Annotated in this window: 15 protein-coding genes; 10 read left to right on the plus strand and 5 right to left on the minus strand. The window is 60.5% G+C overall.

Translation table 11 applies throughout. From position 1 onward, the window contains the following. Nucleotides 1–12: 12 nt before the first annotated feature. The 7 genes from LDN82_RS10120 to LDN82_RS10150 all read left to right on the plus strand — a co-directional run bounded on the left by LDN82_RS10120 (nucleotide 13) and on the right by LDN82_RS10150 (nucleotide 8,448). Nucleotides 13–1,425 carry a type IV secretion system protein gene (locus LDN82_RS10120; RefSeq protein ID WP_224167260.1) on the plus strand — a complete coding sequence of 471 codons (1,413 nt, stop codon included), beginning with the start codon at nucleotides 13–15 and terminating at the stop codon, nucleotides 1,423–1,425. After that, on the plus strand, nucleotides 1,418–2,908 hold the full coding sequence (locus LDN82_RS10125; protein ID WP_224167261.1) for an SCO6880 family protein: 1,491 nt from the start codon (nucleotides 1,418–1,420) through the stop codon (nucleotides 2,906–2,908). The genes LDN82_RS10120 and LDN82_RS10125 overlap by 8 nt, the downstream gene beginning before the upstream one ends. Then, complete coding sequence (locus tag LDN82_RS10130; RefSeq protein WP_224167262.1) at nucleotides 2,905–4,365, plus strand: ATP-binding protein; 1,461 nt, start codon at nucleotides 2,905–2,907, stop codon at nucleotides 4,363–4,365. Before LDN82_RS10125 ends, LDN82_RS10130 begins: the two co-directional genes overlap by 4 nt. Further along, nucleotides 4,362–6,164: a TraM recognition domain-containing protein gene (locus LDN82_RS10135; protein WP_224167263.1), complete on the plus strand. Its 1,803-nt coding sequence runs from the start codon at nucleotides 4,362–4,364 to the stop codon at nucleotides 6,162–6,164. The genes LDN82_RS10130 and LDN82_RS10135 overlap by 4 nt, the downstream gene beginning before the upstream one ends. After that, nucleotides 6,161–6,661 carry a hypothetical protein gene (locus LDN82_RS10140; protein WP_224167264.1) on the plus strand — a complete coding sequence of 167 codons (501 nt, stop codon included), beginning with the start codon at nucleotides 6,161–6,163 and terminating at the stop codon, nucleotides 6,659–6,661. Before LDN82_RS10135 ends, LDN82_RS10140 begins: the two co-directional genes overlap by 4 nt. 87 nt (nucleotides 6,662–6,748) lie before the next feature. Further along, nucleotides 6,749–7,894, plus strand: coding sequence for an ArdC-like ssDNA-binding domain-containing protein (locus tag LDN82_RS10145; protein ID WP_224167265.1), 1,146 nt, complete (start codon nucleotides 6,749–6,751; stop codon nucleotides 7,892–7,894). A gap of 44 nt (nucleotides 7,895–7,938) precedes the next feature. Next, nucleotides 7,939–8,448, plus strand: coding sequence for a single-stranded DNA-binding protein (locus LDN82_RS10150; protein WP_224167266.1), 510 nt, complete (start codon nucleotides 7,939–7,941; stop codon nucleotides 8,446–8,448). A 307-nt stretch (nucleotides 8,449–8,755) separates the two neighbouring features. On the opposite strand, the gene LDN82_RS10155 is transcribed toward LDN82_RS10150, so the two are convergent. Next, on the minus strand, nucleotides 8,756–9,262 hold the full coding sequence (locus LDN82_RS10155; protein WP_224167267.1) for a hypothetical protein: 507 nt from the start codon (nucleotides 9,260–9,262) through the stop codon (nucleotides 8,756–8,758). Between the two features lie 18 nt (nucleotides 9,263–9,280). Then, a complete protein-coding gene (gene mobF, locus LDN82_RS10160) occupies nucleotides 9,281–12,844 on the minus strand; it encodes a MobF family relaxase (RefSeq protein WP_224167268.1) in 3,564 nt (1,187 codons plus the stop codon). 101 nt (nucleotides 12,845–12,945) lie between these two features. On the opposite strand from mobF, the gene LDN82_RS10165 reads away from it, so the two are divergent. Beyond that, the gene (locus LDN82_RS10165) at nucleotides 12,946–13,095 is read left to right on the plus strand and encodes a hypothetical protein (RefSeq protein ID WP_224167269.1); all 150 of its coding nucleotides are present in this window, start codon (nucleotides 12,946–12,948) and stop codon (nucleotides 13,093–13,095) included. 590 nt (nucleotides 13,096–13,685) lie between these two features. Here LDN82_RS10165 and LDN82_RS10170 read toward each other — a convergent pair. The 3 genes from LDN82_RS10170 to LDN82_RS10180 form a co-directional block, all read right to left on the minus strand. After that, complete coding sequence (locus tag LDN82_RS10170) at nucleotides 13,686–14,483, minus strand: pentapeptide repeat-containing protein (protein WP_224167270.1); 798 nt, start codon at nucleotides 14,481–14,483, stop codon at nucleotides 13,686–13,688. Nucleotides 14,484–14,872: 389 nt separating this feature from the next. Continuing rightward, nucleotides 14,873–15,214 carry a DUF1508 domain-containing protein gene (locus tag LDN82_RS10175; RefSeq protein WP_224167271.1) on the minus strand — a complete coding sequence of 114 codons (342 nt, stop codon included), beginning with the start codon at nucleotides 15,212–15,214 and terminating at the stop codon, nucleotides 14,873–14,875. Nucleotides 15,215–15,589: 375 nt separating this feature from the next. Further along, a complete protein-coding gene (locus tag LDN82_RS10180; RefSeq protein ID WP_224167272.1) occupies nucleotides 15,590–16,621 on the minus strand; it encodes a DUF4192 domain-containing protein in 1,032 nt (343 codons plus the stop codon). Between the two features lie 1,057 nt (nucleotides 16,622–17,678). On the opposite strand from LDN82_RS10180, the gene LDN82_RS10185 reads away from it, so the two are divergent. Then, on the plus strand, nucleotides 17,679–19,418 hold the full coding sequence (locus LDN82_RS10185; RefSeq protein WP_224167273.1) for a hypothetical protein: 1,740 nt from the start codon (nucleotides 17,679–17,681) through the stop codon (nucleotides 19,416–19,418). A 682-nt stretch (nucleotides 19,419–20,100) separates the two neighbouring features. After that, nucleotides 20,101–22,395 carry an AAA family ATPase gene (locus LDN82_RS10190; protein ID WP_263422294.1) on the plus strand — a complete coding sequence of 765 codons (2,295 nt, stop codon included), beginning with the start codon at nucleotides 20,101–20,103 and terminating at the stop codon, nucleotides 22,393–22,395. Nucleotides 22,396–22,434: the final 39 nt, after the last annotated feature.

A 22,434-nucleotide genomic window follows, 5' to 3' on the forward strand; every position in this document is an offset into this window, starting at 1 on the left:
CCGCTTGCGATCATGCCTATCGAGTGTGACCTCAACGGTTGGTGGCCGCCTGGTTGCGGCCTGGTTTCCCAAGCCAACGACGGCATCCAAGGTTCCATCACGTCAATCTTCGCCAACGTTCTTCAGAACATCGCCTCCTGGATGTGGGGGTTCATCACCGGGGCCTTCAGAGTTTCCGAAGTCGACGATTCCCAGTGGGCGGCCATCGGTGGACTGACCAACTGGTGGGTCATCGTGATGATGACTCCGCTGGTGGTTGTGATGATCTTGCAACTCTTGTCCGGTCTGATCAGCCAGCAACCACGCCGACTGCTGAGGGCACTCGTCGGGGGAGCGGCGGCAGTGCCGTTAGTTGCGGCGGCCGTCTACGTGGTTCGGCAGCTCACCAAGGTCAGCGACGAGGCGTCGGCGGCCCTGCTGGAATCGATGGGAACCGATCCGTATGTCGTTTTCATGCGGCTCTTCGGCTTCGAACGAGCTCCCGAAGGCTCCGAGCGCGAATGGAACGTCATCTCCCTGGCGCCGGGCAATCAAGGCGGAGCTGTCGGCGGCGCGGTAGTGACAGTAATGGCAGCCATCGTCGTGTGGATACTGGCGTTCATTCTCATGTGCTCCATGATCTTCAGGACGTTCGCCCTCGCCGTCCTGGCAGCTGTCGCACCCGTCGCCCTCATGATGATGCCCTGGGAGAAGTCAAAGGCCTGGGCCGGACGGTGGTGCGAAGTCGTCGTGGCGCTCTTGCTAGCGAAACCGCTAGCGGCGACAGTTCTGGCGGCGGCGATCAAACTCTTCGCGGATTCGAGGTCCTTTGCGGGCTTGGCAGCCGGAACTGTCGGCATGGCTCTTGCTTGCGGAGCACCCTTGATGGCGCTGAGGCTGGTGAGCTTCGCGGGCGGCGAACTCGCAGCAGCGGCTCAAACGGCCGGCGGCGGCCACGTTCTTGCTCGCAGCAGCAGCGTTGCCTCCAGGCAGTTCAGTCGACAACTCGGTGGCCGCATGACGATTGCATCAATGCTGGCCAGATCGTCACTAGCCCGACCAATTCCCTCAAGTCGCAGAGACATCCCCACGCGCGTTCTGCCACCGTCAGTGCCCCTGCCTCGAAGCCTAACGAGAACGACGCCGATACTCACCTCTGGTGCAAACGCTTCGGCATCTAACGAAGCAAGCTCTGCCCGCGGAGGCGCGGCCAGGCAGGTGGTGAGCGGAGAGGTCCCCACCGAGCAGAGTAAGCAAATGTCGTCTGCGACACCTTCGCCGCTAGGCCCGAACCCGGCCGCCGGACCGCCGAAGGCAAACCGCCATAGGATCCCTCGGCAGCCCGAAGTGCGAAGTACCGGCAGCGCGCTGCCCGCATCCCAATTGCCGCCCATCAGGCCCAAGGCTTCTGAGGGGCACTTTCCTCCGGAGAAACGCGATGACTGAAGATACGCGCGCCCTTGAGGCCGTCAAATTTCCCCGATACGAGCGCCGTGGCATCTTCATGGGGCTGAAGTGGTACCAGCTGGTGCTGCTGGCCCTCGGCATCCTGACGGCGATTATCGCCTCTGCAACGGGAGGTCCGGTCGGACTGACGACGATGAGTCCCATCTGGCTGCTGCTCATGCTCATGGGAGTGCTCCAACACGCTCGAACACCATATCCCATCTGGCTCAGCCTCATCACGCTGTTCTTCGTTCGACTGATCCTGGGGCAGACCCGTTACCTCGCCCGTCCCGAAAAGGCACTGAAAGCGGGCAAGCTTGCGCTGCCTGGTGGTCTCGGCAGCCTTAAACTCCAGATGACCCGACGTGGAGAGTGCTTTATCGTCGACCCTCAAGGTAGGGAAGCGACCGTCGTCCTGCGTTGCACGACCCGATCATTCGCTCTCCTCGACGACGATGATAAAGCGTGGGCAGCCCAGGCTTGGTCACGTGTGCAGGCCGGGCTGGCACAGCGATCGGACATAGCAAGAATCGCCGTTCAGGACTATACGGTTCCGTATCCGTCGTCCGCCCTTCAGGATTTCTATGACCACACCGTCGTGCAAAACGCTGGCCATCCTGGTGGCAATCCGTGGGGTGAGTTGGCGTACCAGGACTTGATAGCCGCTGCTGGATCCTCCATGAGTCACGACGTCTTGTTGTCCATTGTTGTGGACACAGCGAAATCAAGGAGGCGCATCAAAGAGTCCGGGGGAGGCATAAATGGACTCGAGCGTGTCCTGCGATTGGAGGTACAAGCAATCTCTACATCCCTGGCAACTCATGGAGTGCGGGTGGACGAGTGGCTTTCGGAGTCCCGGCTGCTTCAAGTGTTCAGGGGTTCCTTTGATCCTGAGACTGTCTCCCGAGGGTCGGCGAAGAACGACAGCGAGTCGCAGGCTGACCAGCCGACCGGGAAGCGGAGACTCAGTTCGAGCCCTATGGCCGTAGAGGAGCACTGGACTTACCTCCGTACTGACTCTGGATTCCACCAGACCTTCTGGGTTGCAGAATGGCCGAGGCAAAAGGTCTATCCCGGATTCCTGCATCCGCTCGTTTATGTCGGCGACTTCCGGCACACGGTTACCCAAGTGATTCGAGCGGTTCCGACGTTGGAGGCGTTGAGGGACATTCGATCGGCCCAGGAAGCCCACGAAACCCGCCGCAGGATCAATGCCCGGTTCGACCGGCCCACGACGCGGGAGCAGCGAGCCGAGGAGGAAGAAGTGTCGCAACGGGAAGAGGAGATCGTTGCCGGTCATGGCGATGTTCGTCCGACCGCCTTCGTGACCATCACTGCAGCGTCCTTGGAGGACCTGGCCCGACACCGTCACGAACTAGAGTCCGCGGCAGCCGGCGCGTTCGTCGAACTTCGATTGCTGGCGGGGCAGCAATGGGCAGCCTTCATTGCGGGCGGGCTGCCCCTGGGAAGGGGATTGAAATGAGTCTCAAGAACCAAGAGGTGACCCATACGCCGTCGGGTACTCGCGCCGAACGCAAGAGTCTCCGAAAAGCGGCAAACGCTGGGTCAATGCCACAGAAGCGCAAACTCAGCGGGCGGATCGACGAAGCGTTGGAGCGGCGCGGTTATCGCGAGCGCCTTGTCGGTGATTGGGGGAGTAGGGAACCGCAGTCACTATGGGGTCCGCATCGGTTGAGGCCGGCACCGCACCGTGCGTCGACGCTGACCTTCGCCGCGGCGTATCCCTTCATCACCGAATCCGGTCTGGGCCACGAGGGCACCTACATCGGCACTGACATTTTTGGCTCCGGCGCATTCTCCTATGATCCGTGGATCCTTTACGACAAAGGAATCATCAGCGGGCCGTCTATCGTCGTGATCGGCACGGTGGGTACGGGCAAGTCCATGTGCGGGAAGTCGCTGGTTGCGCGTTCCATAACCCTGGGCAGGAAGGCAGCCGTTGCGTCCGACCCCAAGGGCGAGTGGGTAGCAGTAGCCAACGCGGTGGGCGGGAAAGTCATCTCCGTGGGGCCGGGACGGTCAGCTCGTGTGAACCCATTGGACGCAGGGCCCAGGCCTAGCTCTTTGACCGACTCTCAGTGGCACGCCGTAGTCCGACAGCGTCGCCGGCAACTGCTGGTCGCGCTCGTCTCACTCATGCGGCAAGGCACTCCACTGCACCCGGTGGAGCACACGGCCCTAGACATGGCGTTGTTGGAGACGACTGCGGAGAACTCGACGCCGACGTTGCCCATGGTGCTGGACCACCTGATGAACCCGTCGCCGGAAACTTTGACACTTGTGGGCAAGGAAGGGGGAATTGCGGTCAGTCACTCGTTGAGGCGGACAGTTTCGGGCGACTTGGAAGGGATGTTCGATGCGCCCTCTACCGTTGCGTTCGACGCCGACGCGCCAATGATGGTGATGGACACGTCGGCGCTTATCGGCGCGTCCGAGCAGGCGTTGTCGCTTGCTGCCGCTTGCAGTGCCACTTGGCTGGAGGCAGCAGTAACAAACCCCGACGGCGGTAAGCGGCTTGTGGTGTACGACGAGGGTTGGAGGATGCTCGCCGACCCGTACCTGTTGGCAAAGATGAGCGAACAGTGGAGGCTCGCCCGCACCTATGGGATCGCGAACCTGCTGATCATGCACAAGGTGGCAGACCTCAACGAGATCGGCGACAGCACCAGCGGCCATCGGCAGAAGGCACTCGGCCTACTGACGGAGGCCGACACCCGCATCATCTATCGGCAGAAGCACGATGCCATGCGCCTGACCAAGGAAGCCTTGGGCCTTACGGAGGCGGAGTGCGAGCATGTTGAGAATCTTCCCAAGGGTGTTGGTCTGTGGAAGGTGGGGAATCGGTCCTTCATCGTCGCTAACAGGGTCACGACAGATGAGCTGGAAGTCTTCGGTACTGATGATCGGATGCACCTGTGAGTACACGATCCGGACCCACGAATCCCTTGGTCTCTGTCGGCTTGTGGGTGGTCGCAGGCTACGTGGTCTTTTGTCTTCTCGTCCAGGCGGCGTCCGCCATTGCTGCACCACCGCAGTGTGGTGGCAGACTGGGCTCGTCATTGAATCCGGCGGCGGGTGTTGGATTGTTGGCTGGACGTCCCGACTGGATTTCACGCATTTCAGCCGAGTGCTCAGTCAACCTGGCTGCTGTGTGGTGGATCGTGGGCGGTGTCTTAGGACTCATCGCTGCGCTCGCAGGTGCTGGAGTGGTCGGGTGGCGGATGTGGAAGCAATCAGGGGCGTGGCTGCGGCAGGACATACTAAGTCGGGATGGCGTAGCGGGCAGAGCAGAGATCGTGCGCGATTTTGGGTCGAGGGCTGTCCGACGTCGGGGTAAGTACACGCGCCCTGGACTGAGTAAGCCCAGCATTCACGACGTCTCATGGACGCTCGGCCGCTCGCGGGGAGTAACCATCCACGTCTCGACCGAGGAATCGATGGTGATTCAGGGGGCACCGCGGTCCGGCAAGGGGCTGTACGTGGTGATCAATGCAATTCTGGATGCTCCTGGGGCCGTGGTCACGACGTCGACGCGCGCCGACAACTTGGTGGTCACGATGAGGGCCAGGATGTCGCAGGGGAGACCCGTGACTGTTTTTGATCCGCAAGGAATGTCGGGGCTGCCGTCGACTCTGCGATGGTCACCTGTACGGGGGTGCGCTGACCCGGACATTGCTACTCGCCGGGCGCTGGTCATCACTGCGGACACGGAGATGAAAGGCGAGAACGCGGCATGGCAGAAACGCTCGCTGATCGTCCTGCAGTGCTTGCTCCACGCGGCAGCACTATCGGGAGAAGGAATTGGTGCCTTCCGACGGTGGTCCTCAAGTCCCGTGCTGGCTCGAGAAGCCCTGGACATACTAGGTAAGCCTGGCGCGGCGCTCGGCTGGCAGGCAGACCTCATGGGGATCCTTGAGGACGATCCCCGCAACACATCTAACTCATGGATTGGCGTCTCGGCTGCCGTGGCACCATTGTCGTCCCCTCGGGTTTTGGCGGCACTGGATCCACAAGATGAGGCGGAGGCATTTGATCCAAAGAGCTTCATCCGACAGCGTGGGACTCTCTACTTGATTGGCACCCGATCCGGAGCTGCAGCTGCTGGATCGTACCTTTCGGCTCTGATTGATGACATAGACAATGCTGCCCGCGATATGGCCTTTGTATCTGCCGGGGGCCGGCTGGATCCACCGCTCTCTCTGATCCTGGATGAGATAGCCAACCTTTCGCCGTGGCCTGGACTTCCGGTGGTGCTCTCCGACGGTGGCGGCATTGGTATCTCGACCCTGGTAGTCCTCCAGTCGCTGTCTCAGGCTCGGAGCGGCTGGTCTGTTGAGGAGGCGGCGACGATCTGGGATTCCGCGATTATCAAAGTGATCTTCGGCGGTGGCTCCGATGAGCGTGATCTGCGCTCGCTGGCGGGGCTACTCGGCGAGCGCAGCCTCATTGTGAACACTCGCTCTTGGTCTGCTCAGGGGCGACAAGACGGCGAGCAGATTCGGGAAAGCCCGGTGATCAGGCTTGACGAGATCAGGCGTCTTCCGGTTGGCACGGCGCTCATGCTTGGACGGCGCACGCGCCCAATCCTCTTGGACCTGCGTGACTGGCACAAACGGAAGGACGGTTCCGAGCTGGGCCGCTCGAAGATGGAGACGGAGCGAGAGTTGGCCGCCGGTCACCTCAATCGGCAAGCAGCGAACCACGAGGTTGAGCAGTGAGTACCCAAGCAGATGGTTCCGATTTCGAAGTTGGCCGCGTGACGGACCTGGACGACGAACTGACAGCGGAGTTGTTCAGGTCCTCCTTCCAGTCCGCACCACGCAATGTCGGTGTCACGCATCGATGGCGCGACATGTCGTCGGCGCAGGCGGAGGTTGTGTGGCAGAGCCTGCTCGATTGGGTGCGCTGGTTTGTGGCGACCTACCAGCTGACGACCTCAGTTGTGCCTGACTGTTGGTGGCGGCATTCGGAGATAGTTGCCGAGCTCTATGCACTTCAGCGCGCAGAAATGGCTTCCTTCACATCAGACGACTCGGGATTTGGCCCGCTGGCCTTCCACGAAAGGCTGCCACACGCCGTCGAACGTCTCCGGACGCATACCCGAACCGCAGGGTGCGTTGGACTGCTAAGCCATAAGGAACCGAGCCCGCGTGCGGTCACAGCCGATGCTGCTTTCGACGAATGGAAGCTGAGTGCCCACCAGAAACGCAGTTGAGCTTCGTCATGGCGTTCACACACATGCCGGACATGGAGAAGTGATCCCCTTTTTGGGGCTGATTCAGAAGTATGAAGGATGGCTGTCGTGGCCGCTGCACATGATTCACATGACTCCCGCGGGGCTGACGCTGGCTCCTCTGCCGTTCGAATGTCCGCGGAGGATCGCATCGCCAACCTTACGGAGGGGCTTCACTCCGCCCTGGAGCAGGCGATTGACTCGCCCGCCCGCTGGCAGGTTCTACTGGACGCTTCAGCGACGCTATGGCGCTATTCGGGCGGCAACGTGGCTCTCTTGATGCTGCAGATGGCTCAACGGGGAACTGAAGAACCCACGCTTGTGGCCGGGTATAAGGAGTGGGCGCGCCACGGACGGACGGTACTGAGGGGCGAACACGCGCTGTGGATCATCGCACCGCGGACAGCAGCAATGCAGGAACTGACGCTGGCGGACGGTCAGCGAAAGCTTCTGCCGGTGAGCCAGGCTGTACCTACGGATGCGGTCAGCAGCGGCAAAAAGAACGTCATCACCGGTTGGCGTGGACAGGCAGTCTTTGATGTCACCCAAACGGAGGGAACGCCTCTCCTGGTACCGCGACCCGGTGCTCAGTCTGGGGCGAATCTGGACGATCTGTGGCGATCCCTCTGTGAAGTAGCGAAGGAAAACGGCTTCAGGGTTGATGTCTCGGGTGTCCAGTACGGCTATACGAGTGGCTACACCGACTTCGACGCTCGTCGAATCCAAATTGGCCTTTGGATGAACACCGAAGAGCAGGTGGCCGTGCTTGCCCACGAACTCGGTCACGTCCTGTTGCACGGACCGGACGACAGTGTTGGTCGGCTTTACGGCAGCAGCGCAAACCATAGGGGGTTGGCCGAAGTGGAAGCCGAGTCGGTCGCCTACACGGTCCTCAGGGCTCACGGTATCGATCGAGGGCCACAATCGGCAACCTACTTAGCTGGGTGGGCAGATGCTGTGATTACCGCAGAACGGGACATGAAGCGGGTGACGCTGGAGGGTCGGGCGGTGACCTCTCGCGTCGACATCGCCAAGTCTGTCCTTGGACGCGTGACAGCTGCTACCAAGGGAATTCTTGCAGTGTCGGACCCGCCCGGGTTTGGAGGGAAGCTCGCGGCTGTTGATACGGGCCGAACCGTGACGGCTTCTTCCACGTACGCCGGCGTCCCGGGTCCTGGCCCTTCGATGGGCGGTCCTGAGCTGGCCGGGCCCTGAGCAAAAGTTGTCCGATGGGAGAAGCCCGTCGACAAGGAAAGGTAATGACTGTGAATAAAAAGATTCCCATCAGCATCGCGGGAAATCTCGTGGCCGACCCTGAGCTGACTATCGGCGAATCCGGCACACCGCATGCGAAGCTGCGGGTTGCCGTGAACCAACGGATCCAGAACCCAGATGGCACCTGGAGGGATGGCGAACCAGTCTTTCACAATGTGTCCGCGTTCCGAATGCTTGCGGAGAACGCCACCGCATCACTCAAGAAGGGCGACCCTGTGACCGTGTCGGGAGAGCTTGAATTCCGCGCCTACGACAAAGACGGTGAGCGGCGCGAGGCTCGGCGAATCATTGCTGACACGATTGGGCCGGATCTCCGGTTCGGGACTGCCACTTACCAGCGGTCTGCACGCGCCGTGTCCGAGCCGGAAGCGGCGGTGGAGGCCGCCGGGCCGGAGGCGACAACTGCGACGGGCTGGCCGGTTTACAACGTGACGACGAAGAATCCGGTGGTGGCGTCCCCTTTAGGCGGGCCGCGGAATGACATGACGATGTGATCCGCGCTCTCCAGGCTCAAGCCAACGCTGCCTGTTCGCAGCGTGGGCTTTTTCCTGCTCCGGTGTATCCATTCGAATACATGTTCTAGTCATTGTTCGATGATCTACGGCCGGGCTATCAAGTACACGGGATCGTATGGGCTCATCGAGTGGGTGGATGACCTGCGGGTCTATCACGTCCAATGGTTTCCGCAGGTCGGGTTAAGCGGGTAGACGCCGAAACATGGCGAGGGATGCCCCTGTAGGCAACGGCCTCGAGTTGGATATCTTGAAACGGTGCCGCGGCTCCCAGTGAACGCCTTCTGGCCTACAGCTGCGGCGCCCACGCGAGGATCTGGCTACCTCTGATGAGATACGTCGCCGGCCATGGAGATCCTGGCCGCACTTGGTCTGGGTCCGGTCTGATGAGGAGAACGGAGCCGGGCCAGATTGGTTCGGGAAGTGCTTCGATCCAAGCAGGCTGCGTGAAGTCGAACCGATTCCACAGGATGGTGATCCAAGAGCCCGTTGGCTGCAGGGCATCAACGCTGAGGACAGTGATCTCGGTAGTGGTCCCGCTGCTGCTCTTGACGTTTTCGAGTTGCTCCCATTGAGCATCTGTTGCGTTCTGCCAGACTCGTTGGTTGCGGAAGCGCAGGGCCGAATACAACAAGGTGACGAGACCCAAAACCGCCACTCCTGCAAAGAACCAGCCGTTGCCGGGACCTGCAGAAGCAAGTGCCACCGCCACGACGGCGAGGACCAACGTCACCGCGCTCACGACAACAAGAGCGGGTGTTCCAACTCTGGGCTTGACGGTTGGGTTACTTTGCATTCGGGCCTCTGGTTCAGTTTAAAGCTGCCAACCAGCGTTGATAAGGCCTGCGGGCTCCGGTGTGTTGACGGGGCCGGTATCAGCGCCTATTGCCTCTAGCCTTGCGACACGAGCCAGACTGCGGTGAAGCTCGTTCCACTGTGAAAGCTGCTCCCACTCATACTCCGATGGGGCTGTACCCAGGGGTAGGGGAGAGTTGCCGACATTCCACCGATCCCGGTAAACAGCTACCTCGCGAACCAGTATCGCCGCCTCAAGCGGATCTGGGTTGGAGCCTAGCTTCTCAAACAAGGCCGCTGTCCATGAGGGCTCGTCCAGCAGGGCGGTTCGCCCGACGAATTCGATCCTGTTGTAGGTTCTCTGGCGCACCTGGTTGAGCGCTGACTTGAGGTCCTGCCTTGGTGTGGTGAGATTCTCGGTGAGCGGATCAATCGCGACCTGTGGCATTTCCTTAATGAACCTGCGAAGTCGGGAGTGGACGATTGCCGCCGGATCCTGGGCAGTGCTGTCCGTTTGAATGGCCCCGGTCAAGATGCGGCGAGCGCCTGCCCGATTGACGCCGATAGCCCGTCTCCACGTGGCAACTGCAGCTCCCCAAGCAGGAGAAGTCAGAAATGCGTTTGATTCTCCGGCGGACACGTCTTCAATAGCCCGTGTCAGATCAGCGCCGGCAGCTATCTGGGCCAGGTAGTCATACTCCCGAGATAGTCTCTCGAGACTGTCCGCGTGCGCCATTTCAAAGGCGCGAACTTCGTGTGCAGTTCGCTCTGCCCCTTCTGCGGCCAAGACTTGTGCGAGGATTCCTCGCCAATCCGTTTGGGTGGCGGGGTCTAGGATTTCGTCTTCGTCCGGGTCGTTTTCACTGACGTACGCGGTGTTGGAGTCTCGGCCCCGGGTCATGCTCACGTAAAGAAGTTCGCGGGTGAGGCGACCCGGAGTCACGACCGTGTGGGCGGTATCAGCGGTGATGCCCTGGGAACGGTGGGCGGTGGTGGCATAGCCCAGTTCCATGGACGACTGCAGAAAAGAGCAACCGAGATGGACGATTGCACCTGTGACCCTGTTGCGGGCCCTCAGGGACCCTTCACGTGCATTGATATCGAGCACTTCCAACAGTGTGCCGTTTCGAACGAAAGCGCCTTGGCTATCCTGAAGCCTCCTGTCGTTGCGCCGCGCGATGATGATGTCGCCACTGCCCGCACGTAGACCGTCTCTGAGCGCCAGAGTGTGTTCAGCGTCAACAACTCCTTGGATCACCCTGTCAGCTTGGGCCCGTTCGTTGAGCATCTGGACAGTCTCATTGTCGGGTGCAATCAACACAGATCTTTGCCCTGCAAGCACATCGGCATGCCACGAGGAATAAGCTTGATCGACCATGTCGAGGTATCTGCCGTGGCTGATCCGCCCGCGCCGCTCGTACTCGCCCAGTACGGTCGCGTCACCGTCGCGCAAGCCCAACGACGCCGAACGCTCCCACTCGTTTCGAAACCGCCATATGGAGCTCAAACGGGCAGCTTTCCCTTGCCGATCCAGCCAACCAAGAACACCACCGGCATCGATAGAATCCAGCTGCCCAGGATCTCCGACCAACAGAACCTTCGCATCACAGTCCTGAGCCTGCCGAACGATTCCCGCTAGCTGCTGCGTCGACACCATCGACGCCTCATCAACGATGACCAGCTGATGAGGCTTGAACAACCACTGAATTTGCTCTGCCGCCAGTCGGGCAATCCGTTGTTCGAGCACAGCAGCAAAGGCGCCCCGCGAACCCACGACCGATCCGATCCGCGACTGCGCTTCGAAGTAGGCAGCGGCCCGATGGCTCGCCCCACTGCCAACAGACTCGAAGAGCCACTTCGAAACATTCTCAGCGACCATGCCAAGCCCCGAACCAAGAACCTCTGCGCTCGCAGCCGCAGGTGCCAGACCGACAACGCTGCCTGCTCCGAATTCCGCTTCCCAAGCAGTCTTGATGGCACCGAGTGTCGTGGTCTTACCTGTCCCGGCCGGCCCCACCAAAGCATCGAGCCGGTGTGCACTCAACAGGACTTCGGCCGCGGCCGCTCTCTGATCCTCATGCAGCTCAAGGGCGCCGTTTGTTGTGTATGAAGCGAGTGATTCCATGGCGACGTGCGCACTCACCGCCGGCCCGCCGTCGTCGTTCCTTGCCGCAAGAATTTGATCCTCGAAGGCGAGCGTGGCTTCATCGGTGTAGAGCCGTGAACCGTGGAACTCGAAGACCATACGGTCTGTGTACCGCAGGTCATCACCCGCGCTGGCAGGGAGGCTGTAGCGGTACTCGTTGATCGGCACGGAGTGCTGTTCGGCCGACGTTGCGACGGCGTCGATCATGGCGTTGCGGTCTTCAGCGGAGGCGCAGCGAATCTCGGCGCAAACGCGTTCTGCTTCTGCTATCAGGTTCCAGCGATTCCATGTGGAGCGCTTTGCGGCCACCCGCTGCCTGGTGACAAGCCCGACGGCGACGATCCAGACAGTCGTGAAGTCACGGGTGTGGAACGGATGGTGTTTCGACCGCTGGATGGTGGAGGCTACGACGGTTTCGGGCTCAAAACCCTTGAGTTTAGATCGGTTGCGCCATCGGGCGGAAAGTTCGTGCAGGGGAGACGGGGCGCCCTCCTTGGCGTTGCGCGTTGAGAGTGTTGCCTGCTGTCGGAGCTTGACGATGGTTGTAGCACTCGGCGGCGAGCGGTGTTCCGTGCCCCACGCGTGCACCAGACGGTCGGTTTCGATATCGATGAGTCGTGATCGATTGGAGAACTCGCGTATGAGGTCATCGTCTACGCCGGTGAGTTGCTGGCTCGGATGGTGTGTGTTGAGGGCGGGGGAGCGGATGTCGGCTTCGGTGCCGAGGTTTTGGCCGAGGGCGTCGAAGAGCAATCCGTTGTAGTGCTCGCTCGCTGCAACTACTGCCTTGTACAGGCTCCGAGAATCCAGGGTGGCCCAGGCATTGTCGGTGATGCGCTGGACGCGGTTGGCAATGACGACGTGCGTGTGGAGCTGTGGATCGCCCGCTCGGGACTCCCAGTGGTCGAAGGCCGCTGCAATGACTCCATGGGTGCCGAGGTGGGCGACACCGTTACGGCCAGCGCGAGTGTTGATGACGAGGTCTTCTAGCCAGTTCAGTGTTGCTTCGACGGCTTGGTGGTGGGTCTTGAGGATGTCCTCCTGGAGCTGCCGTGGGCTAAGGGCCCAAAGTGCGGAGACGGACTTGGGGACGCTGAACGTCAGGTCAAAGCCGGCGACGGCGTGCCTGGCCTGGGTTTGTCCCTGGGGCTTCTGGGCAATGGTGGCTTCGCCATATGGGCGGCCAAGGGGTGTTGTCGTGTCAGGGTGTTCGGCGTTTTGGAAGAGGGCCTCTGCATCTGATTCTGTCACCACGTCACCCTTTGCGCGGTCGATCCCCTCGAGACCGCTGCCTATCCATCGACCTTGTGGTGTTCCGGTTTTGACGTAGTAGCTGATGGTGTCGCTTGGTGCCGGTGATTGGTCGTCCAGCATCGTGGACTTGAAGAGGTACTTGAGACCCGACTGCACGGACAGCCTGGCGATTGACATGGTCATGGCCGGCTGGCTCTTGCTTGCGGCTTGCCGGGCAACCAACCTCGACGGCGGAGGATGCTTACGCTGGCGGAGTCGAGGGCGATTCCCTTGGCGCGTGATAGGTGGACCAGCGCAGCAGCCACGTGAGCGAGGTCCTGGACGTTCGTTCGTTGGGCACGCTTAAGACGGAGGACTTCATTGTGGAGGAGGCTGTTTCTGGTTTCGAGTTCTGCGTAGGTCGCGTGGAGGCGCTCGAGCTCGGAGGACTGTGACCTCAGTTCCGTGGTGAGCCGGTCAATCAGAGGCTGACATTCGGCCGCTGTCGCTTCGGAAGCTCTCTTCTTCACAACTGTTCATAAGCACAGTGGCCAGAGCCATCATGATTTCTCGTGAGCTCCCACCGCAGTTGGCCTTGGATGCCAGAGGTGTGAAGCGAATGGCAGTGCAGAATTGCGCTGGGATAAGGGGCAGCTTCTTTGAACTTTGACCATACTGGATGGTGTCAAGGATTTGCGTACGTGACTCGGCGCCCGGGCTGATGATTGCTCATGACCCATGAGAGCATAGGCAGAAAAATGGGGTGCGGACGGACGTTTCTGCCTGGTGTTCACGTGGGTGGGTCCCACGATTAGACGCATTATTTGCGGCAGCTGGAGCTTCGGGACGGCGTCAACCGACGCCCAGCCGCAATCCCGCAGCTGAAAAATCAGGTTCGGGGTTTGAGTGGGAAGAGTAGAAGTAGATGAAGAACTCGCCTCACCGTGGCATTTCGGGGGCAGGTACCACAGCCGCTAGGAGGATCGGGGCATGACGAAGGGCCTAGCAGTCGTGCCAACGGCAGTGGCCGGCAGGACGCGGCCTCCTAGTTAACTTGGCAGCGGCTGGCAGGAGGCCTAAACCCATCAGGCCATAACGTCGCGGAGTTGTAACACCATCTTCCAAAATTTCTAATTGATGCGATATGCGCACCGCTGAGATCCGCATCTTGAAGGTCTGCGCCGGTAATGTCGGCACCGCCGAGCCAGGCGTTCGTGAGCTTCGCCCCTCTGAGATTGGCTCCGATGAATAAGGCGTCGTAAAGCCTCGCCTCCGCGAGATCGGCATTCGTCAGGTTCGTGTACGAGAAATTAGCCCCTTCAAGGGAAGTGCTCCTGAGTCGCGCTCCGGTTAGATTAACTGTCTTTTGTGTCGCAAAACTGCTCAGATAGGCCCCCGAAAGGCCCCTTATGGATGTCAGGTCAGCCCCGGAGAGATCGATGCCCTCAAACCTTGCACCGGCTAGATTTGCGCCTGTGAGGTTTGCGTTACTAAAGACAGCGTTAGTTAGGTTTGCGTCTCGAAGATCGGCCTCAGTGAGAACGGCGTTCTCAAGGTTGGCGCCGTCGAGTCGCGCAGAGGTGAGCCTTGCACTTGCAAGGTCCGCGCCAGACATCTGAAGACCTGACAGATTCTGATCGGCCAAGTCCATTGAGTGAAAAGGTCTTTCGACCGCCAGCAACGTTGACCGTTCCCTAACGAAGCGCAGATTCTCACGCCTATCGGCCTCATCTGCGGTGGTCACAGCAGCCTTCAATTCGCGGTCAGAACGGGCGTCGTCAAGCCACGACTGGCCGAGGAGGAGGATAACACCGAGGAGGAACGCAACGAGTATGTCCTGCACCCACCACGGCGGCTCCTGTTCCCACCACCTCCGCTTTTTATGGGGAATCTCCTTCAATGCCCACCGGGGCCTATTAGGCCGCCGCGCACTTTCTTGGCTGAATCGCATTGAATGCCTCCTTGCCATCGTAGGAGCGCTGAATCTCTCTGGATCGTATCTCTTGATTTTCCTAGTCACGCTAATGCGTCGTCGGTTGGAGTTACACCCCAACCTGACGTCAGAGGGAATCATGGCAAGCGTCAGGTGAGGATCCAAAAGCCAAATTCATGACGTTCCGCAACTAACGTCTCAGACCCTAAACCGACATCTCAAGCCATTGCGAGGAGCTCGGCGTCCGCTAGCTGACCTTATTTAAAGCGCGCTAAGAGGGAAGGGAGCCCTCCCCGGACTCAGGAAAGGTTGTGGATTGCCCCGGCCCAGCGGGGGCCGGAAACGGCCCGGCGGACCGCCCTGGCGCGTCCGTGGAAGTCGGTCTTTGGCATGCGCGGAGAATCCTCAGTTTTGCTACCCGTATCGCTCCAGGCTGATGGCACTGCGGCATTTGTCGATGTTGTGCAGCAGTCGGTAATCAGCCCCATGCCGGCGTACTCGCGGACAGCGGCGATGCCGGCAACGGCGTCGGTCTTGGTGTCGAAGGGCTTGGAGACTGCCATAACGGTCCCGTCGGGTGCTGTGAGCCGGAACCTGAATGCTGACTGCGGGTCCATAAAGAGTTCGAACATTCCTGCCATTGCGGTCCTTTCGGTCTGATGGATCCCTGAGGCTGCATCCTTGCCGCCACCGGACACGAAGCACCGTTGCCTTCGTTTTCCGCGGTATCCCGCCATCCAAATTTCCATCAAATTCAGCATGCGTTCGCCGAGTCTTTCGCAGGGACGCATGCCCGCGCAAGGCTTTATTCTGCATACAACCGAAGTGATCCCCCGCTCTCAAGTTCCGCTCAGAGGTTAATAGCGCACGGACTCGCTGGCTGATGGTCGGCGTTCCGTCAACCGATACTTGGATTCAAGGCACTCGACGGCAAGGGGTGGAGGCAGCCCTGTTCCGAAGATCCGCCTGGCCGTGCCTCCGTTTCTCGGCGTCTGCTGCTTTCGCAATGGTCTGGGTTAGGGCATGTCGAGGTGGGTTTTGTAGGCGGTGTCTCGGTTGGTGTTCCAGCCTGCGATGATGCCGGCTCCGAGCATTTGGTCGCTGAGTCTTGCGAAGCGGTAGCCGGGGTCGGTGTCGAGGGCGAGTTGGAGGTATTGGTGTGCTTTGGAACCTCTGCCTTCCCACCAGTGGATGTAGCCGATGGTGGTGAGGATGGGTGCTGCGTGTTCGGGGCTGGTCATTGTGTAGGCGTGGGTGAGGAGTTGTTTGGCCCACTCGATCCGTGACCAACTCGGGGCGGCATCGGTTTGTGCGAAGAGGATGTGTTCGGGTGGTTCGTCGATGCCGGGGATGTCAGCCATGAGTCGGTCGCGGATGTGGGGGAATTGGTAGTAGGCGATGAGGGTCAGGATGTCTTCATCGGTGGGGTAATCCTTGGTCTCGAGCATTGTTGTCCAGAGTCTGTGGGCGTCTTGGGTGGCTGCGGCTGGGTGTCGACTGAGGATGGTTTTCGTGTGGTGTTCGACGGCGGCGGCGTGCTCATGCTGGTGGGTGGCCGGCGGCAGGGTGATTCTGTTGGTGGGTTCGATGGTGCTGCCGCAGTAGATGAATTCGGCGTTGACTTGGGAGTATTCGGTGGTGCCTATAGGTGAGGCTACTGACTGGCCTGGTTGGGTGTCGTAGGGGGAGTAGGTGGTGTCGTTGACGTAGATGCCGTCGCGGATGGTGATGCCTTCCTGTGCGAGGACTCCGGTGAGGGCGGCGATCGTGGCCCGGTGTGGCCGGGGTTCGCCTGGCTCAGGGTCCTGGGTGGTGTAGAGGGCGAAGATTATGCTTGTCGCTCGTTCGTCCGAGGTGAGGTAGCTGGCGACGGTGCGGGCGAAGTGGATCTCGTGGCCTGATTGTTTAGGGAGGTCGATGCGGAGGGTGGCGCCAACTTTGTCTTTGTCGAGGGTGATGCAGACGAGGCTTTCTTGTGGCCAGAAGCCGAGGGTATGGCCGACGAAGCTGAGCAGGTCGGCGGGGTCTTTGATGGTGAGAGCATTCATTGTCGTCGTTCCTTGTCGTGATCGGGCCATGCGATCGGTCCGGCCCTGTCACTTCATGAGGAATCAACGCCACGGCGCCATGATTCACCGCCTCAGCTCAGCTGCCAGTGGATGTACGGCAAGGCCTGTGACGGTGGTTGCTGCGACCTTTTGTCACAGTAGCGAGAGTGCCGAGTTGCGAAAAGGAACTGATGGGGGAGCGCCGCAAACAAGGTCACGGATGCGGGCCGCGATGCTCCTCTTTTGCCGGCGACCCAATAGGCCCTATCCGCCCTGGGTCCTCTTTTGAATATAACGACGCAGCAGTTCGACTCATGTTGACTAACCGGTCGGTCCCCTGAGATGCCCGTTCCGGCGGCTAATCAAAGACCGTAAATCACAGACCGCAAAGGCCTGCCATCGGCACTCTCATACTGGGAATCGCCAGAGCATTCTGTCCCGTACCGGACCATAGGCCCCTTCATACGGGACGGGCGAAGGGACGTTAGATCTGCTGCGCCAGTCAAAAGAAGCAGCTACCCTTGGCCCCACAGTATGCTGCAACGGGATCTTTACGGCATCGCTGACTCGTAGCGACCGGCGAAAAGCGCTGAAAACCGCCGACGACAAGCGTTGCGGGGTCGGGGCTGGAGACATGGAGGGTTCGCCAATGTGCGGGGCGTCGGGGGTGGTTGTGTCGTTCGGGTAGCGGATCAATACAAATGACACGCTTGACTCGAAAAGTTCCCGGCTGCTTCTGACCTGCGAAAACGCGATCCATGTTTCTTGAATGGCATGGCTTTCAGACCAGATCGACGGAGGGACGGCGGCCGTCTGGCCGTCGGATGCGTTGCCCGGATCTGGGGAGTTCTCCGCCGATGACCGGACTACATTGCGCCGCACCGTGTAACACCTTTCCGGTGAAAACCCCGAGAACAAGGCACCGCGGCTGCTCATGGCTCCGCCCGGCCCAGGGCTCCTCGGCGCGGCTGAGCGTTGCGTAACGGAACGCGAATGATGAGCCGCTGCCTGAACCCGGGTGGTAGATATGGAGTCCTGAAGTGGAATGGGGGATTCGGTGAAAGCCAGACTCGTGTTTGTGACATTGGCCGTGGTGGCGGCAGTTGTAGCAGCAGTTTTGGTGTGGCAGCCGTGGGCCCGGCCCGCATCATCTGCTGAGGGCTCCGTCGCGCTGGGTCCAGGCTGGTCCACCACCGTGGAATTCCCGGAAGGCTCAGGACTTCGAGCTCAGGTCACGGCCAAAACTCCTACTGAAGAACAGTTGATGGCTCAGCCGTCGGCAGCCACGCTCGTCGGCCTGTCAGCTTACGAGATGGACGGCGGATCGTTCCCTGATGCCGGTGCCTCGGTCAGGATGACTCTGGAGACCCCAGTGGCACAGGACCACGTCGTCGTTGCCGCCCATTGGAATGAGAACGCCAAGACCTGGGAGCCAATTCCCACGGAGCTCTCCGAGGACCGCATGACCGCAACCGCGAAGGTCTCGCACTTCTCGCAGTACGGATTCTTCGACTATCTCTTCAACGCCCTGGGCCAAGTGACGGGCAACGCTGCAACGAGCGGGGTCAGCTGCGAGCAACCGGTGCCGACCTGGGCCGACCCGCAGTTCTTCGATGACATCAACTCACCAATCCTGTGGTGCGGGGGCAAGGACGCCAACAACAGCGACATCCTGGTGGCCAAGCTAAAGATGAACCGGGACACTGCCGCGAAAGTCACAGTGGCCATCGACCCTGCCTGGGCTTGGAGTGACCTTTGGCAGGCCGGACCGACGGATCTGGCGACGATGGCAGCGGCGGCGGAGCTCCCCAAGAACCCTTTCGACAAGCGCCAATACTTGGTCCAGCCGTTCGGCGAGATGCACTTCGGTTTCAACCGGACGGCATTGGAGGAGCTCTACTACGGCAATAGCGGCAAACCCCTGATTCAGGTGGAGACAGGCTGGTTCTATACCGCAGCGGCCACGATATGGAGCCAGATCGGCGGGCTTGCCGGCGGGGACAGCCCCATCACCGCGATCGCCTCGACCATGGCCCTGATGGGGTGCGGCCACGAACTATTGACGATTGGGGCAAGCGGCACCGCAGTGGACGCATACCGTAAGGCCCTCGCCTGCCTGAGCACCGATCAGGCCAAGGACGCGGTCCACCGGGGAGTCAGGACACTCCTGGCCGACCGCTACCCGCACTTGTCGGCCGGATGGATCACCGTGTACGCACAGAAGATCCTGTCCAAATTCGGGCTCATCGGATTGGGGATCGGCACGGCTGGCATCAGCCTCAAGATCTTCTCTGCTATCGGCGACTCCGCATTGAACGATGATGTGCGGCAGCTCCGGTTTACTCCGTCCGTCAGTGCCATCAAGGCACGGGCGGAAAAGGCGAAATCGTCGCGCTCAGTCCCAGGGATGCCTGCAGTGCTGAAGGGAAAGTGGTGCTCCCACAGCATTCCAGGAGATTGCTTCAGCGCCAACGAGTATTTGGCCAAGTACCCTGGGTTCCGCTTTCACAGCTCCAGCCCTGCCAGGGGAGTGCCCCAGGCAACGGACTACGTCTTGTGCCTGGAGCTCGACCTTGGAGACAGCTGTACTACGGCCATGACGATCTACTTACGTTACTTCCCGCCCGGCGTGGCTTGGGATTGTGTGAAGATCGAGGTCGTCGGGGAGGGCTGGCCGGGGTGCAACCCGGATTACACCTCGGAGCATGATGCCTCTGAGCCTCGCGTCGTGAAGCTTCTCAACCACCAGCATGGGACAAATTATTCAGACGCCATACCGATGTACAGCCTTGGATGAAGCGGCTGTGCGTCCAACAGCGCCGCGGCAGTCCGGGCAGGCCCTGAGGTGATTCAGCGGGGACTGAGTTCCATCGGCTGGGCACGTTTGTTGCGGCGGCGCCCGCGCCAACTTCCGTTCCTCCAAGAAGCTGATGATGACTCATCCCTGGACCGGCTGAAAGCGGCATAGCAAACGACCCAGAGTCCACCCACTAGCGCAGCCACGGTTTTCAGCCAGACTTCTTTACTGGCTTTGGCTAGGTTCTCGTATGCGCCTCCAGAGATGTTGGACTAGGTGGCGCCGGACTCTGAAGCCACCGCCTATCATGGCAAGTATCCATTTCGCGAAAGCGTCAAGGCTTGATTCGCATGCGTTGGTTGGAACCGGCGGGGGCGACCACCGACGATGTCGGCACATGACATGGACTGCACCCGGCGTGGACCTTTCGTCTCCCAAGGTCCATGGTTGACACCCATCAAGCGGCGGACATGACCGCAGGTGGACCCGCCGCCACGAGGGCAGCTCTTTGAAGAGTCAACGCGAGTCCTTGACCTCCGCCTGAGCCGCCCATAGCATGAACCCACTATCGCCTAACCGGTGCGATGTGGGCATATTTGGGGTGTCGGTGAATCGCAATATTGTAGGCGGCTTGTACGGCCGAGACGCGGAGTTGGCGCAGATCAGCAGGACTCTCGAACGCGTGAGCAGACGAGAAACCAGTCCCGCGGGAGCGGTGATCATGCTCAGCGGGGTTAGCGGGGCGGGAAAGTCGGCACTTGCCGAAGCGGTGTTGGAGGCAGCGGAACAACTGGGCTACGACTGCGTCCGCACGGCATGCGAACCTTTCCACGAGGGGATGAGCTATTTCCCGGTGCGAGAACTCGTACGGCAGATGGCGGGGGGCCGGCCCGTGGGAGAACTAGTCGCCGAGCAGTTCGGATCCGGTTCGTCCGAGGTCGAGATGGCGGCCGTGAGCGAATCAATTTCTGCTGATCCAGCGAGCCGAAGAGAAGCCATCGTTGCCACTTTCACTAACGTGATCATGGGTGACTACCGCAAAACCGGATCTCCGCCGAGGCTACTGTTCATCGATGACCTCGAACACTTGGACGTTGGGAGCGCTGACGCGCTGATCTGCTTGGTCTCGCGCCTCAATGAAGGTCCCGTCGTCATCCTCGGGGCATTTCGCTCCGACCGGGTAGCGGAACCCACGCACCCCGTCCGTCCTGTCATCGCTTCGGCACGACGTATGGAAGGCATCTACCAGAATCACGAGATCCGGGGGTTCGACGTCGTGGGCTTCGGGTCGCTCGTGGAATCATTACTCGGCGGTCCCGCTAAACTACCGGAGACGGTCACCATGAAGCTTTACGAAGAGACTGAGGGAAATCCGCTCTTTACCCGTGAGCTGATCCGAATGCTCTGCTCTCCCGACCCAAGGTCCGGTCGGGTTTCGCTGAGTCAAGTCGACGATGTCTGGTTGTTCGATGGGGACATTGGGTCCTGGGACATCCCTGACTCCGTGGAAGAGGTTATTGCCTCTCGATTGAACCTGCTCGACGTCGAAGAGAGGCACGAACTCGAACTAGCCGCAGTCGTCGGACGACGGTTTGCTTTTGCGGTTCTTCACGGCTTGATGGAGGCAGGCGAGGACGAACTCCTGCGTGACATGGAGAAGTTCCTCGACGTGGACTTAATTCGTGAGCTGCAGTCGAGTGACGAGTCCTTCGAATTCTCACATGGCAAGATCCGTGACGTGCTCTACGGACAGCTAAGTGGACTGCGGAAGCGTCGTTTGCACGCCCAGGTTGCCGGCGTCATCTCCAATCTGCGGGCGAGCTCCAACGAGGACTGGGACGCCTTGATCGGAGAGCACTTGTATCTGGCCGCCAAGTACGCAGATGCTTTCCCGTACCTGATTAGGGCGGCCCGCAACGCGCAAGCCACGGGAGCTTCCGCTGAGGCAGCGGCGCTATTTGGAAAAGCGCTGGAGTCATCGGATGGAGTCGTGTTCGACGGGGACGACTCGAGGGCTTCGATTCAGCTCGAGCTCGTCAACGCGTACATAAGTGCGAGCGAGGTTGCAAAGGCTGGACGTTTGCTTGCGCAGCTGACCGGTGCGGCCAATCCCTCCTCGATCAGGACTGTTGCGCTTGACTTGCTGGGCGATGTGCTCCTGTTCGAGGGTGAGATAGACCAGGCCCTCGTCGCCTATGAAGAGAGTCGCCGACTCGCAGAGGCCCTCGACGACACCGAAGCTCTATGTGAAGTGCTATGTGATTTGGCCGAATTACACGGCCGCCAGTACGAACGACAGGCGGGAATCGCACCAGCCATCGCTGAGAATCATCGGATCCAGTACGTCACACACGTTGATGAAGCGTTTGCCATGCGCGCAGACCTCGCGCCCGGCCCCCTGCGGGCTCGGGCGCTTCGGAATAAGGCGAAGCTGTCTCGTGTATCCGGCGACCTCGCCGTGGCGGAGAGCCTTTACCGGCAGGCTATCGACACCGTTGACGGCCGCGTTGCGAGTCACCGCTTTCTTGTACCCTACGCGAAGACCCTTCGTCGGGCGGGCAAAGCGAAGGAGGCGCTCGACCACATCGAGCGCGTAATCTCGTGGAGCACTCAGGTCGGTTCTGCTCGATCCCAGGCGATCGGTTGGCAGTACAAGGCGACCTTCCTCATGACTCTCGCCAAGGATGAAAAATCCTTCTCGGAAGCGAACGCGGCCGCCGAGCGTGCTTTGCATGGGCATCGATCAATTGGCTACGCGCAGGGCATCCGCGAGACTGAGATCGTGCTTGGGGAGATCGCATTGAGAACCGGGGACCTCCTGCGGGCTCTTGAGTGGTTCACCTCAGCAGCTGACGCACGTGGTCTTGCGAGCAACGAACTCCTGGAGGTAATCGCGATCGAGCTCGACGCCAACGGAGAGGAAGATCGAGCGGCCCTGATCCGGGATTCAGTCGAGGCCGAGGCAGCAACTGCATGAGGCGTCTCTGGTCCAGGCTCCAATCGACGAGCCTGCCCG

Source organism: Arthrobacter sp. StoSoilA2 (genome assembly GCF_019977195.1).
Classification (GTDB): Bacteria; Actinomycetota; Actinomycetes; order Actinomycetales; family Micrococcaceae; genus Arthrobacter.